Source organism: Methylobacterium sp. 275MFSha3.1, from assembly GCF_900108435.1.
Classification (GTDB): domain Bacteria; phylum Pseudomonadota; class Alphaproteobacteria; order Rhizobiales; family Beijerinckiaceae; genus Methylobacterium.
On sequence record NZ_FNWP01000018.1, the window covers coordinates 49,876 to 66,004 of the forward strand.

Genomic DNA, 16,129 nt, shown 5'->3' on the forward strand with positions numbered 1-16,129 from the left:
CGGGGCGGTTCCGCCCGCCCGTGACTCGATGGCAACACTGTGGCAGCTTGGCCGTAAGAGCCGGGATGACGGGCGCGGATCCGCGCGTTCGCGCCCCCCGTCAGGCCTCGTCGGCGGCGAGCCAGATCGCCGGTTCGCGCGCGGCCGGGCGGAGCGGGGCCGGGGCGGCGGGCAGACCGCGCAGCTGGGCGAGTTCGGCGAGCTCCGGCGCCTGCGCGGTGTCGTCGGCGTTCAGGAACAGGCCCCGCGCCCGGGCGGCGCGGCCGAGATCGGCCCGGCTGGTCCAGACGCTCTGGGCCGGGCTCGTGAGCAGCGCCAGGGCGATCGGCGCCAGCCAGAGGGCGAGCCACGGGTTCCCGACGAGGACCAGGGCGAGCACCATCAGCGCGCCGACCACCACGGCGTCGGCCTGGAGCCGGAACGCCTCCGCCCAGGAGACCTGCCGGTCGTCCCGGTCCTGCGTCTCCCAGCGGACCACCCGGCCGAAGAAGGTCGAGACCACGGCGCCGGCGGTGAACAGGGTCAGGACCGGCCACAGGACCACCCACACCGCCTGCTCCAGGGCGGCGCTCGCGAGCAGCGCCCGCGTGCCGCCGAAGGCCGCCCGGCGCTCCGCGGAGGCGAGGACGTGGCCGAGGCTCAGGAGCTTGGGCAGGGCCAGCACGGCGACGCTGAGGGCGGCGAGCGCGTGGGCGGCGGCGCCCTGCCCGGTCAGCCCGTAGGCCAGGAGGCCGAGATCGCCGGTCCGGGCGGCCTGCCACGCGGCGAGGCCCAGGAAGGCGATCCAGAGCGGCAGCACCCCGTAGGAGAGGATGCCGACGAGGAGGTGCCAGCGGCTCGCGCCGTGAAGGCCCGCCCAGGGCAGCACCCGCAGGTGCTGGAGGTTGCCCTGGCACCAGCGGCGCTCGCGGCCCAGCAGGTCGACGAGGTTGGTGGGCATCTCCTCCCAGGTGCCGCCCATCTCGGGCAGCAGCCGCACCTCCCAGCCGGCGCGCACCATCAGCGCGCCCTCGACGATGTCGTGGCACAGGATCTCGCCGCCGAGCGGCTCCCGGCCCGGGAGCTTCGGGAGCTGCGCGTTCTCCGCGAAGGCCTCGACCCGCAGGATCGCGTTGTGGCCCCAGTAGCTGCCCTCCGGGCCCTGCCAGGTCTCCAGGCAGCGCAGGGCCAGCGGCGCGTAGAGGCGGACGGCGAATTGCTGGATGCGGGCGAAGAGCGTGTCCCGGCCGGCCGCGTACGAGACGGTCTGGATCAGGCCGGTGCGCGGGCTCGCCTGCATCAGCCCGACGAGGCGGCCCATGGCCGCGCCGGTCATCAGGCTGTCGGCGTCCAGCACGATCATGAAGGCGTACTCGCCGCCGTAGGTGCGGCAGAACTCGCCGATATTGCCGGCCTTGCGGCCGACATTCTCCGTCCGGCGCCGGTAGCGGATCCGCGGCAGCGCCGGGTCGGAGGCCGCCCAGGCCTGGATGCGGGCGTACTCGTGCTCCTCCACGGCGGCGATCGCGCCGTCCCGTGTGTCGGAGAGGACGAAGATGTCGATGCCCCGCGCCTCGGCGCGGGCGAGCGACCGGGCCATCACCCGCAGGCGGGCGAAGACCGCGACCGCGTCCTCGGCGTGGATTGCCACCACGGCGGCGGTGCGACCGGCCCCGTCCGGGCCGGCGCCAGCCTGCTCGGAGCGGCGCTCCAGCGCGGACTTCGCCCGATCGCCCAGGAGAGCCGCGACGAACCCGTAGACGTACTGGCAGGCGACGAAGGCCTGCCAGCCCATCACGAGGCCGAACAGCACCAGGACCGCCCAGGCCAGCGGGCTGACACCCGCCGGGTAGGCGAGCGCGGCGAGCCAGACGAGGCCGCCGGCGGTGGCGAGGCTCGGGACGGCCAGGGCGAGGCGGCGGGCGCGCAGGGCGCCGCGCGGCGCGTCGGTCCAGACCTCGCGGCAGGCTGCGTTCTCCGACGGATCGGGTATGGCGGGAGCCGCGTTCCGGTGCGACCGCTCGGCGGAGGAGGTGACGCGTGACGACATGGCGCGAGGAACTCGACCGTGGAAGGCTGCCGGCCGCCCGGCCGTGCGGGGCCGGGAACCGATGACCGTGGATACCGATGTGCGGGGTGAGGATACGGAGCCGAGCCGGCAGCCCAGGCCGCCGGAAGCCGAACGGATCAATCCCCCCTCCCGGCGCCGCGTTCTTCGAACAGTCCTGGCCGCGGCTGCCGGCACGGTTCTACCTAGCGCGACGGATCTGAATGGGTCCAGAACGTGGGCCGGGCCGGCGCTTCCGCCGCAGGGCGACGCGATGACCTTCGAGAGCCTGTCGGCGCAGGCGGCGCAGCGCGCCGCAGTGCCCTACGCCCCGCCGCCCGAGGACCTGCCGCCGGCGCTCGCCGCCCTCGACTATGACGGCTACCGGGCGATCACCTTCCGGCCGGACGCGGGCCTGCGGCTCGGCGCGCATTTCAGCGCCCAGCTGTTCCACCGCGGCTTCCTGCAGCGCCGGCGCGTGGCGCTCCACCTCCAGCCGCTCCGGGGGCCCGCGCGGCCGATCCCCTACGACACGGGGCTGTTCGACCTGGGCACGCGGCTCGCCGGCCAGGGCTTCCCGGCGGATCTCGGCTTCGCGGGCTTCCGCCTGCACTACGCCTTCCCGGACACGCCGGCCTGGCGGCCGAAGGGCTTCCAGGAGGAGTTCCTCGTCTTCCTGGGCGCCTCCTACTTCCGCCTGCGGGCGGCGAACCAGGAATACGGGCTCTCGGCCCGGGGGCTCGCCATCGGCACCGGCGCCCCGGAGGGCGAGGAATTCCCCGACTTCGTCGCCCACTGGATCTGCGAGCCGGAGCCGGAGGCGCGCACCCTCACGGTGCTCTCCCTCCTCGACAGCCCGAGCGTGGCCGGCGCCTACCGGTTCGAGATCGCGCCCGGCGACCCGGCCCGGATCGCCGTCACGGCGGCGCTCTACCCGCGCCGGGCGCTCCCGAAGCTCGGGCTGGCGCCGCTCACCAGCATGTTCCTGTACGGCCAGAACGGGCCCGGGGCCCGGGGCGCCAAGCCGTTCGACGATTTCCGGCCGCAGGTGCACGACTCCGACGGGCTCTGCGTCGCGGCCGGGGCCGACCCGGCGCGGATCGACCGGATCTGGCGGCCCCTGGTCAACGGGCGGGCGCAGCCGCAGATCTCCGCCTTCGCGGCCCGGCCGCTCGCCGGCTTCGGGCTGCTGCAGCGGGAGCGGAGCTTCGCGGCCTACCTCGACGTGGAGGCGCGCCACGAGGCGCGGCCGGGCCTGTGGGTGGCGCCGGATTCCGCCGGGGGCGCCTTCGCGGACGGCGCCGTGCAGCTCTTCGAGATCCCGTCGGGCGAGGAGTACATGGACAACATCGTGGCGGCCTTCGTGCCGGCGGCCCCGGCGCAGCCCGGCGCGCCGCTGCACGTCCGCTACGGGCTGACCACGGTGGGGGCCGAGCCGGTGCCGGCGATCCCGGAGACCGCCCTCGCCCGGGTGACGTCGACGCGACTCGGCTCGGCGGAGCGCCTGCGCCCGTCGAACCCGCCCGACCCGCGGCGGCGGCTCTGCGTCATCGACTTCGAGGGTCCGGGCCTGCCGAAGGGTCCCGACGACGCGGTCGCCGCGGAGGTCTCGGCCAGCGCCGGCACGCTGCACGATCCGGTGGCCAACTTCGTGCCGCAGACCGGAGGCTGGCGGATCTACGTCGAGTGGCGCCCGCCGGAGCCGGTGCCGCCGGGCGACGTCGTCCTGCGCGCCCGGCTGGTCCGCGGCACGGCACCCCTCAGCGAGACCTGGGACGCCGCCGTGTAGGCTCCGTCATCGCGCGCGTGGCGAAGCGACCCGGGGCGGCGCGACATCCCCGAAGGTGGCGCGACACTGGGCCGCTTCGCCGCGCTCGCGAAGACGGCGTGTCTCAGGCGGTCCGGCGCTCCTGCTCCAGGCGCCGGGCCAGGCGGGTGGCGCCGTAGACCTCGCTCAGGCGGCGGCGGGCCGCGGTGACCGGCGGCGCCTGCCGCTCGTCGTGGGCGGCCGCGATGACGCGGAGGGCGGCGGCGACCGAACGCTCCAGGCGACGCTCGGCCTGGACGGCCGCGTCCCGATGATGGTCCAGCATGTGATGATCCCTCGTGCTGCGCCGTCTCCACCCTCTGGCGGGGCGGTATCCGGCAGCGCCGACAGATTTCACATCCGGCTTGACCGTATCAAGGCAGCTTGGCCGTGAGCCGCGGCGCGTCGTTACCGCAATTCCTCGTGCCACGTCCGGCCGTCGCGCTCGATCAGCGCGATGGCGGCGGTCGGGCCCCAGCTCCCGGCCGGGTAGGGCCGGGGCGCCTCGGGCCGGTCGGCCCAGGCCTTGAGCACGCCGTCCGCCCAGGCCCAGGCGGCCTCGACCTCGTCGCGGCGCATGAACAGCGTCGCGTTGCCGCGGACCACGTCCATCAGCAGCCGCTCGTAGGCGTCGGGGTAGCGCTGCTTGAAGGTCTCCTCGAAGGAGATGTCGAGGTCGGTCGGGCGCAGCCGCAGGCCGCCGGGCCCCGGGTCCTTGGTCATCACCTCGAGCTTCATGCCCTCCTGCGGCTGCAGGCGGATCACGAGGCGGTTGGGCTCGCGGCCGAAGGCCTCCTCGGGGAAGATCGAGAACGGCGAGGCGCGGAACTGCACCACGATCTCGGACAGCTTCTGGGGCAGGCGCTTGCCGGTCCGCAGGTAGAACGGCACCCCGGCCCAGCGCCCGGACTGGATCTCGACCTTCATGGCCACGAAGGTCTCGGTCCGGCTCTCGTGGCCGAGCTCGGCGAGGTAGCCCTCGACGGGTTTGCCGTCGACGGCGCCCGCCACGTACTGGCCGCGCACCGTCACCAGCGGGATGTCCTGACTGGTGATCGGCTTCAGGGCGCGCAGCACCTTGAGCTTCTCGTCGCGGACGGAGTTCGCCTCGAGATTGAGCGGGCTCTCCATGGCGGTGAGGCAGAGGAGCTGCAGGATGTGGTTCTGCAGCATGTCGCGCATCGCGCCCGACGTGTCGTAGTAGCCGGCCCGGCCCTCGACCCCCACCGTCTCGGCGACCGTGATCTGGACGTGGTCGATCACGTCGGAGGTCCAGAGCCGCTCGAAGATCGTGTTGGCGAAGCGGAGCGAGAGCAGGTTCTGGACCGTCTCCTTGCCGAGATAGTGGTCGATCCGGAAGATCTGCGATTCGGGGAAGACCTCGCCGACCGCGTCGTTGATCGCCCGGGCCGATTTCAGGTCCTTGCCGATCGGCTTCTCCAGCACGACGCGGGACTTCTCGCCGACGAGCCCGTGGGCGGCGAGGTTGCGGCAGATCGAGCCGTAGAGGTCGGGCGAGGTGGCGAGGTAGTAGGGCCGGACCTGGTCGGGCCGCTCGTCGAGCTTGGCGACGAGGTCGGTCCAGCCGCTGTCGCCGGCGCCGTCCACCGCGACGTAGTCGACGTGGTCGAGGAAGCGGTGGAGCATGTCGTCGGACAGGTCGGACGCCGGCACGAAGCGCTTGAGCGCGTCGCGGGCGTGCTCGCGGAAGGCGTCGAGGGACAGTTCCGAGCGCGAGGCGCCGATGATCCGGCTGGTCTCGGGGATCTGGCCGTCGCGGAATCGGTAGAACAGGGCCGGCAGGAGCTTGCGCGCGGTCAGATCGCCGGTGGCGCCGAACACGACGCAGTCGAAGGAAGCGACGGGGATGATCGTGGCCAAGTGCGGCTCCCGGTTGTCGTGCGCTGGTCTCGTGCGGCGGCTGCGTCGCACTGACCTAGCCCGTGTGCAAGGGCTTCGCCAGACGAGGGGCGCAGGCCAGCGCTGTCCGGTTCAGGGGGCGGCCGGGACTGATCCGGGCAAGTCCACGCTGCCACGCTCCGTCCTTGCGAGCGCAGCGAAGCAACGCAGGGCAGCGCGGCGGCGCCGAAGGACAGCACGATGCGCGAGCCGGCCGTCTACATCATGGCGAGCCGCCGCAACGGCACGCTCTACACCGGCGTGACCGCGAACCTCGCACGGCGGGTCTACGAGCACCGCGAGGCGCTGCTTCCCGGTTTCACGAGCCGCTACGCTTGCGAACGCCTCGTCTGGTACGAGCGCCATCCGACGATGAATGAGGCCATCACCCGCGAGAAGCAGATCAAGGCGGGCTCACGGAAGAAGAAGCTCGCGCTGATCGAGGCGATGAATCCGGACTGGAACGACCTGTATCCCGAGCTCGCGTGAACGGGTCCGGCGTCGCGGATCCCTGGATTGCTTCGCTGCGCTCGCAAAGACGGCGAACGCGGCATCCCGCGCAGTCACGCAGCGGGTCTCGCTCCTCCGTCATCACGAGCGGAGCGAAGTGACCCAGGGCAGCGGGCCGCCGGGGGTTCAGCCCTCCATGTAGCGCTTGAACGCCTCGGCGTAGTCCGGATGCCAGCGCGAGAGGGCGGGCCGGTTCTCGACGATGTCGCCGGACGCCCAGGCGATCCGCTTCGCGTCCTGGGCGCGCGTGGTCTCGTTGTCGGGGCAGAGGATGTAGAAATCGCCGGCGGCGAGCCGCTCCAGCAGGAAGGCCACGGTCTCGTCGGGCGTCCAGGCCCCGGCGGGCTTCTCGGCGACGCCGCGGGCCTTGGTGAGCCCGGTATAGACGAAGCCCGGGATCAGCAGGTGGGCGGTGGTGTGGCAGCCCTCCCGGTTGCGAAGCTCGTGGGCGAGCGCCTCGGTGACCGCCTTCACGCCCGCCTTGGAGACGTTGTAGGGCGCGTTGCCCGGCGGGGTGGTGATGCCCTGCTTCGAGCCCGTGACGACGATCGCCCCCGGCCTGCCGCCCTCGATCATGCCGGGCGCGAAGGCGTGGATGCCGTTGACCACGCCGCCGAGATTCGTGCCCAGGATCCGCGTCCAAGTGTCGGCGTCGGAGAACAGTTTTCCGCCGGCCTCGATCCCGGCGTTCAGCATCACCAGGGCGGGCGGCCCGCCCTTGGCGACGGCGGCCGCCAGGGCCTCGACGGCGCCCCGGTCCGACACGTCGGTGGGCACGGCGCGCACCTCGACGGCGGCGAGTTCGGCGACGGCGGCCCGGGCCGCGTCCAGGGCCGGGCCCGGCAGGTCGGCGAGCCAGACGTTCATGCCGGCCCGGGCGAAGGCCTGCGCGGCGGCGAGCCCGATGCCGCTCGCAGCCCCGGTGACGACCGCGCTGCGGCCCGGACTGATCGCGGGGTGCTGGCTCATGACGGATCCTCGGCTGACGGGCGCCCATCAGATGGGGCGCCCCGGGCGGAAGGCGAGTTCGCGCCGCGGTCCCGCGCCGCCCCGGCAGAACCTGCGGATCGCCGCCGCGGCGGCTTCTGCTAGGGTGGCGGGCATGTCACGGAACGAAGCACCCGGATGCCCCCTCTCCCGCACCGCCGGTCGATCCTCGCCGGCGCGGCCGCCCTCGGCCTCGCCGGCGCGGCGCGCGCGGCCGGCCCGGCGGGGTTCGGTCCCCTCGGCCGGCCGTCCTGGTCGGCCGACAGCCTCCAGGCCGCCGCGGCCGCCAAGGGCCTGACATACGGCTGCGAGGTGCCGTTCCACCGCTTCGACGCGACGCCCGCCTACCGGCAGGCGGTGGCGCGGGAATGCGGCATCCTCGTCTGCGGCACCGAGATGAAGATGGAGGAGGTCCTGCCGGCGCCGGGCAAGACCGACTTCGCCCGCGGCGACGCCATCCTGCGCTTCGCGAGAGCGAACGGCCAGCGCATGCGCGGCCACACGCTCGTCTGGCACGCGGCGCTGCCGCCCTGGGTCGGACCGCTGCTCGGCCGGGCGAGCGCCGTCCAGGCCGAGGACTTCATGCGGCGCTGGATCGAGACGGTGGCGGGCCATTACCGCGGCCAGATCGTCGCCTGGGACGTGGTCAACGAGATCCTCGGCAACGAGTCCGATCCCGACCGCGGCGGCGGCCTGCGCGACTCGCCCTGGCTCGCCGCGATCGGGCCCGGCTACGTCGACCTCGCCTTCCGGATCCTGCACGAGACCGATCCGGCCGCCGCCGGCACGTGGAACGAGGACGCGGTGGAGCAGGGCGTGCCCTGGATGGAGGCCAAGCGCACCAAGGTCCTGCGCCGCCTGGAGGCGATGCGGTCCCGGGGCGTGCCGATCCGGCGCTTCGGGCTCCAGTCGCACCTCACCAGCACGATCCCGATCGACCAGGGCCAGCTGCGGCGCTTCCTGCGGGAGATCGGCCAGATGGGTCTCGGCATCGAGATCACCGAGCTCGACATCGACGACCGCGCCTTCCCGTCCGACGTGGCGACCCGCGACCGGATGGTGGCCGATTACGCCCGCCGCTACCTCGACGTGGTGCTGGACGAGCCCGCCTGCCTCGACGTCCTGACCTGGGACATCTACGACCCGGACACGTGGCTGAACGACCACCCCTACCGCAAGCGGCCCGACGGCCTGCCGCAGCGGGCGCTGCCGCTCGACGCGCAGTTCCGGCGCAAGCCCCTGTGGCACGCCATCAAGGCGGCCTTCGAGGCCGCGCCCGATCACAGGGCCGCCCGCGAGAAGCTCAGGCGGGCGTGACCTCGGCCCGGCGGCCGTCCTCGGCCAGGCTCGGCTCCGGCGGCCGATCCGCCAGGAGCCGGCGGCGGAGGCGCGCGCAGGGGCGCTCGACGAGGCCGTACATGCCCCAGCACCACAGCAGGGTCACCGGGAAGGCCGCCAGCATCAGGCCGACGCCGTGCAGCCCGGGCCGCAGGTGCAGCACCAGGGCCACCACGGTCATGTGCGCGAGGTAGAAGCTGTAGGACCAGAGCCCGAGCCGGCGCATCGGCCGGCTGGCCAGCAGCCGCACCAGAGGTCCCTCGCCGTGCAGCAGGTACGCGAAGGGCACGAACAGGGCGGCGCTCTGGAGCGTGTAGCGCAGGCTCTCCCGGAAGGCGGGATCGCGGACCGCCAGGGTCCCGAGGATCACCGCGAAGCTCGCCGCCACGTGCCAGGGCGCGGGGCGCCACGCCCGGTCGGCCGGGACCACCGGGTTGTTCCACAGCCCGAGCCAGCACCCGAACAGGATCGCGTCGATCCGGGTGTGGGTCCAGCTGTAGTTCAGGCTGTAATCCGGCAGCCGCCAGACGTTGACGCACCGGATCGCCAGGACCGCCGCGCAGAGCCCCAGGCAGGCCAGGGCCGCGCGGCGCGGCCGCAGGCGCCCGAGCCAGAGCAGGAAGACCAGCGGGAAGACGAGGTAGAAATGCTCCTCGATGGCGAGGCTCCAGAGCGGCACCGGCAGCACCGCCTCGGTGCCGAACAGGCCGGGATAGTTCGTCAGGAAGGTCGCCTGCCCGAAGACCGCCGCCGGCGCGACCGGCATCCAGTCGAGCCACCCCGCCGCGTAGAGCGCGCCGGAGGCGAGCAGGGTCAGGTACATGGGCGGCAGGATGCGCAGGCTCCGCCGGAGGTAGAAGGCGGGAAGCGACACCGTTCCGGTCCGCGCCCGCTCGATCCGCAGGAGCGTGGTGATCAGGTAGCCGCTGAGGAAGAAGAAGACGGTCACGCCGAAGCCGCCCGGCACCACGTGCCCGTAGCCGCAATGGGCCGCGAACACGATCAGGATGGCGAGCGCCCGCACCCCGTCGAGCTGCGGCAGGTAGGGCATCGTCTTCGGGATCGGATCACCGGAATCCGGCATGCTGGGGACCGATCTCCTGTCCGGGCCTGGGCAGCCGTGGCGGCCCGGCCACGCGGTGTCCGACGGAACGCTTCGATGAAGGTGTCCTACTCCGCCATCGCGGGCGGAGCGAAGTGACCCGGGGCAGCGCGACGACGGGCGGCGTCGCGCCGTCTGGATCGCTTAGCTCCGCGCGCAAAGACGTGGGCGCCGGAGCCAGCAACGCATGAATGTATGAGCGCGACGTTGACGCCGACCGACATCCGCGACGTCACACGCGGATGAATCAATGGCGGGATCGTGAATCCCGATCCTGCCCGCTCTCGGGGTCGGAGGAGATTGGTAACCACGCCGGCCCATCATCCGGCCCGGTCGCGCCGCCTGAGCGCGTCGGGAGTGTTGCGTATGGTCCCGGTCCAGCCCCGCCGTCACGCCCGCCCGCACGCCGCGCTGGGTGCGGGCCTGTCCCTGCTGGCCCTGCTCGGAGCGCCCGGCGTCGCCCTGGCGCAGGGGACCGGCGCGGCGCAGGGCGGCCCCGCGCCGGTGCCGCCGCTCGCCGCGCCGGTCGCGGTGCCGCCCGCCGCGGGCGAGACCGCGAAGAGCCAGGAGCCCCGCGCACCGGAGGCGAAGGGTGAGGCGAAGGGCGCGACCGGCAAGCCGGCGGAGGCCAAGCGGGCCGACACCAGGCCGGCCGAGATCAGGCCGGCCGAGCCCCGGGCGACCGAGGCCGCACCAGAGCCCGTCCCGGCGCAGGGCAAGGCGCAAGATGCGAAGGCACAGGACGCGAAGGCACAGGACAGCAAGGCGTCGGAGAGCAAGGCGTCCGACGCCCGATCGGCCGAGACCAAGTCCCAGCCGGCCAAGCCTCAGGAAGCTGCGAAGAGGTCCCGCGAGCCGGCGCCGCTGGTCTACGCCAAGGTCTCCGCCGACCCGAACCCGACGCTGACGCCGCGGACGTTCCTCGACACACTCCGGGCGGCCGAGCGCTACGCGGCCTTCGCGGAGGCCGGGGGCTGGGAGCGGCTGCCAGACGATCTCGCGCGCCTCAAGCCCGGCGAGCGCCACCCGGCGGTCCCCGCGCTGCGCCACCACCTGACGCTGACCGGCGACCTGCCGGCGGATGCGCCCGCGAACGACCGCCTCGACCCGCCCCTGGTGGCGGCGATCGCCGCCTTCCAGGGCCGCCACGGCCTGCCCGACAGCGGTATCCTTGGCCGGCTCACGATCAACGCGCTCAACGTGCCGGCCGCGGTGCGCCAGCGCCAGCTCGCCGCCTCCGCGGCCCGGCTGATGGGCTCGAAATTCCCGTTCGGCGAGCGCTACGTGGTGGTCAACATCCCGTCCGCCGCCGTGGAGGCGGTGGAGAACGGCGCCGTGGCGCGCCGCTACGTCGCGGTGGTCGGCTCCCCCGACAAGGCGACGCCGTCCGTCGAGACGCGGATCACCGACATCAACTTCAACCCGACCTGGACCGTCCCCGCCTCGGTGGTGAAGAACGAGATCATCCCGGCGATGCGCAAGAACCCGGGCTACCTCGCCAAGAACCGCATCCGGATCCTGGGCCCGGCGGGCGAGGTCGACCCGACCCGGATCGACTGGGCGGGCCAGAAGGCCGTCAACTACACGCTGCGCCAGGATTCCGGCCTCGACAATTCGCTGGGCCAGGTGCGGATCGACATGCCGAACCGCTTTGCCGTCTACATGCACGATACGCCGGCGAAGTCGCTCTTCGCCGCGAGCGTGCGCTTCCACAGCCACGGCTGCGTCCGGGTCGGACAGGTGAAGGAGCTGGTCGGCTGGCTGCTGCAGGGCACGGACGGCCCCAACGGGCCGGGCACGAGCTGGGGGCCGATCGAGATCGAGACCGGCATCGCCGACGGCGAGCGCCGCGACATCAAGCTCACCAAGCCGATTCCGGTCACCTTCGTGTACCTCACCGGCTTCGCCACGCCGGACGGGAAGGCGCATTTCCGCGACGACATCTACAACCTCGACACGCCGGCGCCCGAGCCTGCCGCCACCGGCGCGATCCCGCCCGCGGCGGGCGCGGACGCCGCGAAGCCGGCCCCCGCCACCGCGCCGGCCCCGCCCCGGCCCGGTGCGGCCCACGACGCGAAGCCGGCTCCCGCGCGGGCTGCCGCGGCCAAGCCCGCAACGGTCGGGCCCGCGCCGGTCAGGCCCGCACCGGCGAAGCCGTCGCCGGAGCGGCCCGTTACCGAGCGCCGCAGTTTGGAATCCGTCGAACCTATCCGCTAAAGCCAACCCAGCTATGCGATTCTCGGCACGCCGGAACATCCCGGCGGGCCGGCCATTGGCCTGCAGAAGGCGCGTTCGCCCCTCCGCGGAGTGACGGAGCGGCGCGCCGAGCCAGCGAATCGCATTGGAGACGACCATGGCCAAGGCCAAGCCGAGCAGCCGCATCGAGAGCGCGCGCCTCAACACCCCGACCGACCTCGATCCGAGCGACGTCCGGACGATCGCCGAGGGCCTGACGGTCCTGAGCTCGGACCTGTTCGCCCTCTACATCAAGACCAAGAACTTCCACTGGCACATGAGCGGGCCCCATTTCCGCGACTACCACCTGCTGCTGGACGAGCAGTCGGCGCAGATCTTCGAGATCATCGACGCGGTGAACGAGCGCGCCCGCAAGATCGGCGGCACGGTCCTGCGCTCGCTCGGCCAAGCCAAGAGCCTGACCCGCGTGGCCGACAACGATGCCGAGTACGTCTCGCCCCTCGACATGCTCAAGGAGCTGCGCGACGACAACAAGGTCCTCACCGCCAACATGCGGACGCTCCACGGGGTCACCGACGAGGCCGGCGACGTGGCGACCACCTCGCAGCTCGAGGAGTGGATCGACCAGTCCGAGGAGCGGACGTGGTTCCTCTACGAGACCACCCGCAACGCGACCGACAGCGGCCACTGAGCCGCGCCCCCCGGCACCGGCGCGGCCGGCGCCGGGTCGGGCCTCGCCGCGCCGCTAGCCGGTTGCGAGATCGAGGTGCACCTTCACGAGGCCCGGATCGTCCGGGTCGCGCCCCTGCGTGAAGCCGAGGCGGCGGCACACTGCCAGCATCGGCCGGTTCTCGGCGAGCACCGTGCCCTCGACCCGGCCGATCCCCTCGGAGCGCGCCCAGTCGATCATCAGGCGCATCAGCGCGAAGGCGAGGCCCGTCCCGCGGGCGTCGCGGCCCACCGCGATCGCGTACTCGCCGCTCTCGTGGTTGGCGTCGGCGTGGAGCCGGACCGCACCGAGCATGCGCTCGCCGCCGCCCGGCCCGATCTCCGTGGCCACGAACGCGATGGCGCGGGCGTAGTCGAGCTGCGTCAGGCGGGCCAGGAAGGCGTGGCTGAACTCGCGCACCGGCCCGAAGAACCGCAGCCGCAGGTCCTCCGGGTCAAGACCCTTGAAGAAGGCCAGGAACAGGCCCTCGTCCTCCGGGCGCACGGGCCGCACCCGCACGGTCCGGTCCTTGAGGTTGAGCGTGCGGATCCACTCGGCCGGATAGGGCCGGATCGCGAAGCGCGGGTGGCCGCGGCCGTGGGCGCCGCGCTCGGCGCGCCCGATCCGGACCCTGGCGTCGAGGGCCAGCACGCCGGTCTCGTCGGCCAGGAGCGGGTTGATGTCGAGCTCGCGCACCTGCGGCAGGTCGGCGGCGAGCTGGGACAGCTTCACCAGCGTCAGCGCGATCGCCCCGAGATCGGCCGCCGGCACGTCGCGGTAGGCCTCGAGGCGGCGCGCGACCCGGGTGCGGGCGATGAGGTCGCGCGCCAGGGTTAGGTCGAGCGGCGGCAGGCCGAGGGCGCGGTCGTCGATCACCTCCACGGCGGTCCCGCCCCGGCCGAACACCACCACCGGGCCGAACACCGCGTCCTCCGCGAGCCCGGCGATCAGCTCCCGGCGCTGGCCGCGGCGGACCATCGGCTGCACGGCGAAGCCGGTGACCCGGGCGTCGGGCCGCTCCCGGCGCGCGCGGGCCAGGATGCTGCGGGCGGCCTCCGCGACGTCGGCCTCGCTGGTCAGGTCGAGGTGGACGCCGCCGATGTCGGATTTGTGCACGATGTCCGGCGAGACGACCTTCAGCGCCACCGTCCCGCCCGCCGCGATGATCGGCCACGCGGCCGCCGCGGCCGCGTCCGTGTCGGGGGCGAGCGTGATCGGGACGGTCGGGATCCCGTAGGCCTGCAGGAGGCCGTTCACCGCCACCGGGTCGAGCCACGCGGCGCCCTGGCGCAGGGCGCCGGCGACGATCGAGCGGGCCCGCGCCGTGTCGGGGGAGAAGTCCCGCGGCAGCGAGTCCGGCGTGCGCATCAGGTCGTCCTGGGCCTCGCGGTAGCGCACGAGGTGCAGGAAGCCCTCGATCGCCTCGGAATCGGTGGTGAAATGCGGGATCCCGGCCTGCGCGAAGGTCTCGCGCGCCGCCTCCGCGTCGCCCAGCGTGACCGCGAAGACCGGCTTCTTGCGGGTCTGGCCGGCGCGGGCGGCCTTGACCGTCGCGGCGACGGCCTCGGCCACCGCGCCGGCCTCCGAGCGGATCGTCGGCACGTGGATCGCCAGCACGGCGTCGCTCGTCCGATCCGTCAGCAGCGGCGTCAGCGCGGACGCGAAGGCCGGACCGGCGGCGTCGACGCCGAGGTCGAGGGGGTTTCCCGGCGCGCGGCCCTCCGCCTCGGCGGGCGCCGCCAGGGTCCCGGCCCGCTCGATCAGCCGGTCCGCCGCGAGGAGGCCGATGCCGCGGCCGTTGGACACGATCGCCAGCCGGTGGCCGGGGAACGGCCGCTGCCGCCCCAGGGTCTCCACGGCGGAGAACATCGCGTCGAGGTCCGGCACGGCCAGCAGGCCGGCCCGCCGGAAGGCCGCGGCGTAGACCGCGTCCGGGCGGGCCAGGGCGCCGGTATGGGTGACGGCGGCGCGGGTGTCGGGCCGGTGCCGGCCCGCCCGCAGGACCACGACGGGCTTGGCCCGGGCCGCGGCGCGGGCGGCCGACATGAACCGGCGGGCATCCGCGACCCGGTCGAGGCAGAGCAGGATCGCGCGGGTGCGGAAATCGGCGGCGAAGTGGTCGAGGCAGTCGGCCACGCCGATGTCGAGGACGCTGCCCAGCGACAGCACCGCCGAGAAGCCCGTGCCGTGGCGGGCGCCCCAGGCGACGATGGCGGCCGCGACCGTGCCGGATTGCGAGACGAGGGCGAGGTCGCCGGCCTCGGGCGCCTGGGCGAACAGGCTGGCGTTGAGCCTCGCGCCCGGGACCGCCAAGCCTGCGCTGTCGGGCCCGAGCAGGCGCAGGCCGTGGGCGCGGGCGATCCCGTGGGCGACCGGACCGGGATCCTCCGGCCCGGATCCGAGCCGCGCCGTGAGGATCACGGCCGCCCCGGCGCCGATCGCGGCGGCCTGCGCGACGACCTCGGGCACGCTCGGCGGCGGCACCGCGATCAGGACGAGGTCGGGGGCGGCGGGCAGATCCGCGACCCGCGGCACGCAGGCCAGCCCCTCGACGGCGGCCTGATCGGGCTGGACCGGCATGATCGCGCCGGGAAAGCCCGCGGCGCGCAGGCTGTCGAGCACGCTGCGCCCCAGCGAGCCCTCGCGCCCCACCGCCCCGACCAGGGCGATCGAGCGGGGCGCCAGCAGCTTGTCGAACCGGTAGGTGCTCACGACCGGCGGCTCACGACATCGTCACGGGACGCGGTCCCGCAGGCCGTTCCTGGCGGCACGCATCTGGCCTCTCGCTCACGTCCGAACGGACGAGGCGCCGGAGCGCCCGCCGCCCTCCCAGATGGCGCGATCCGGCGCGCCTGCAACGCCCGGTCGGCACGCGCCAGCCGGAAATCGCGTGGTCGACGCGAGCGCGGTCTCCAGACCTCCTTTTGTTCAATATCGGGCGCCATTTATCCACTCTAAGACGGCACTTGTGGGCATGTGTGGATTGGACTTGCTATTGAATTCACACCACCATAGTAACTGCCCATTAACTACCCTGTATCGGGTCGAGCAGAGACAGATCCCGGCCGGCGTGGGTGGCCGGCTGGGATCGATTGGAGGTTACGGGATGGACGCCACGGGTGAAGGGCAACCGGACTATCTCACGCTGTCCGTCGACATCGTGTCGGCCTTCGTGAGCAACAATCCGGTCCCCGCGCCGGAACTGCCGGGGCTGATCGCGGCCATCCACGCGACGCTGCACGGGCTCGGCGAGCCGTCCGCCCCGCCGGCGGAGCAGCTGCGGCCGGCCGTGCCGGTCCGGCGCTCGGTCCAGCCCGACTTCATCGTCTGCCTGGAGGACGGCAAGAAGTTCAAGTCGCTGAAGCGCCACCTGCGGACGCACTACAACCTGACGCCCGAGGAGTATCGGGGAAAGTGGGGCCTGCCGCCCGACTACCCGATGGTGGCGCCGAACTACGCCGCGGCGCGGTCCAGCCTCGCCAAGAGCATGGGCCTCGGCCACCAGCGCCGGAAGGGCTGACGGCGCGGCGCTCTCATCCGCGTCCGCGTCCACAG

Annotated in this window: 12 protein-coding genes; 6 read left to right on the forward strand and 6 right to left on the reverse strand. The window is 73.5% G+C overall.

What is annotated here, in order from left to right; all coding sequences use genetic code 11:
- Positions 1-100 precede the first annotated feature (100 nt).
- Positions 101-2,029 (reverse strand): glucans biosynthesis glucosyltransferase MdoH, encoded by a 1,929-nt coding sequence (mdoH, locus tag BLW78_RS20700; RefSeq protein ID WP_091681797.1) that lies wholly within the window; start codon positions 2,027-2,029, stop codon positions 101-103.
- Positions 2,030-2,300: 271 nt separating this feature from the next.
- On the opposite strand from mdoH, the gene BLW78_RS20705 reads away from it, so the two are divergent.
- Positions 2,301-3,815 (forward strand): OpgD/OpgG family glucan biosynthesis protein, encoded by a 1,515-nt coding sequence (locus tag BLW78_RS20705; RefSeq protein ID WP_091681799.1) that lies wholly within the window; start codon positions 2,301-2,303, stop codon positions 3,813-3,815.
- A 103-nt stretch (positions 3,816-3,918) separates the two neighbouring features.
- On the opposite strand, the gene BLW78_RS20710 is transcribed toward BLW78_RS20705, so the two are convergent.
- A complete protein-coding gene (locus tag BLW78_RS20710) occupies positions 3,919-4,119 on the reverse strand; it encodes a hypothetical protein (protein WP_056523710.1) in 201 nt (66 codons plus the stop codon).
- Between the two features lie 122 nt (positions 4,120-4,241).
- On the reverse strand, positions 4,242-5,714 hold the full coding sequence (zwf, locus tag BLW78_RS20715) for a glucose-6-phosphate dehydrogenase (protein ID WP_091681801.1): 1,473 nt from the start codon (positions 5,712-5,714) through the stop codon (positions 4,242-4,244).
- A 219-nt stretch (positions 5,715-5,933) separates the two neighbouring features.
- Here zwf and BLW78_RS20720 point away from each other — a divergent pair, with 219 nt between their 5' ends.
- Positions 5,934-6,221 (forward strand): GIY-YIG nuclease family protein, encoded by a 288-nt coding sequence (locus tag BLW78_RS20720; RefSeq protein ID WP_091681802.1) that lies wholly within the window; start codon positions 5,934-5,936, stop codon positions 6,219-6,221.
- A gap of 147 nt (positions 6,222-6,368) precedes the next feature.
- On the opposite strand, the gene BLW78_RS20725 is transcribed toward BLW78_RS20720, so the two are convergent.
- Complete coding sequence (locus tag BLW78_RS20725) at positions 6,369-7,211, reverse strand: SDR family NAD(P)-dependent oxidoreductase (protein WP_091681804.1); 843 nt, start codon at positions 7,209-7,211, stop codon at positions 6,369-6,371.
- Between the two features lie 156 nt (positions 7,212-7,367).
- Between BLW78_RS20725 and BLW78_RS20730 the strand changes: the two genes are divergently transcribed.
- The gene (locus BLW78_RS20730; RefSeq protein ID WP_091681806.1) at positions 7,368-8,546 is read left to right on the forward strand and encodes an endo-1,4-beta-xylanase; all 1,179 of its coding nucleotides are present in this window, start codon (positions 7,368-7,370) and stop codon (positions 8,544-8,546) included.
- Here BLW78_RS20730 and BLW78_RS20735 read toward each other — a convergent pair.
- Positions 8,533-9,651 carry an acyltransferase family protein gene (locus BLW78_RS20735; protein ID WP_091681807.1) on the reverse strand — a complete coding sequence of 373 codons (1,119 nt, stop codon included), beginning with the start codon at positions 9,649-9,651 and terminating at the stop codon, positions 8,533-8,535. The two genes, BLW78_RS20730 and BLW78_RS20735, sit on opposite strands and share 14 nt — an antisense overlap.
- 384 nt (positions 9,652-10,035) lie before the next feature.
- Between BLW78_RS20735 and BLW78_RS20740 the strand changes: the two genes are divergently transcribed.
- Both BLW78_RS20740 and BLW78_RS20745 read left to right on the forward strand, forming a co-directional pair.
- The gene (locus tag BLW78_RS20740; RefSeq protein WP_091681809.1) at positions 10,036-11,886 is read left to right on the forward strand and encodes a L,D-transpeptidase family protein; all 1,851 of its coding nucleotides are present in this window, start codon (positions 10,036-10,038) and stop codon (positions 11,884-11,886) included.
- Positions 11,887-12,022: 136 nt separating this feature from the next.
- On the forward strand, positions 12,023-12,556 hold the full coding sequence (locus BLW78_RS20745; protein ID WP_091681894.1) for a Dps family protein: 534 nt from the start codon (positions 12,023-12,025) through the stop codon (positions 12,554-12,556).
- 54 nt (positions 12,557-12,610) lie between these two features.
- On the opposite strand, the gene BLW78_RS20750 is transcribed toward BLW78_RS20745, so the two are convergent.
- Entirely contained in the window at positions 12,611-15,286 is a 2,676-nt protein-coding gene (locus tag BLW78_RS20750; RefSeq protein WP_091681811.1) for a bifunctional acetate--CoA ligase family protein/GNAT family N-acetyltransferase, read from the reverse strand.
- Positions 15,287-15,680: 394 nt separating this feature from the next.
- Between BLW78_RS20750 and BLW78_RS20755 the strand changes: the two genes are divergently transcribed.
- Positions 15,681-16,094: a Ros/MucR family transcriptional regulator gene (locus BLW78_RS20755; RefSeq protein ID WP_020093821.1), complete on the forward strand. Its 414-nt coding sequence runs from the start codon at positions 15,681-15,683 to the stop codon at positions 16,092-16,094.
- Positions 16,095-16,129: the final 35 nt, after the last annotated feature.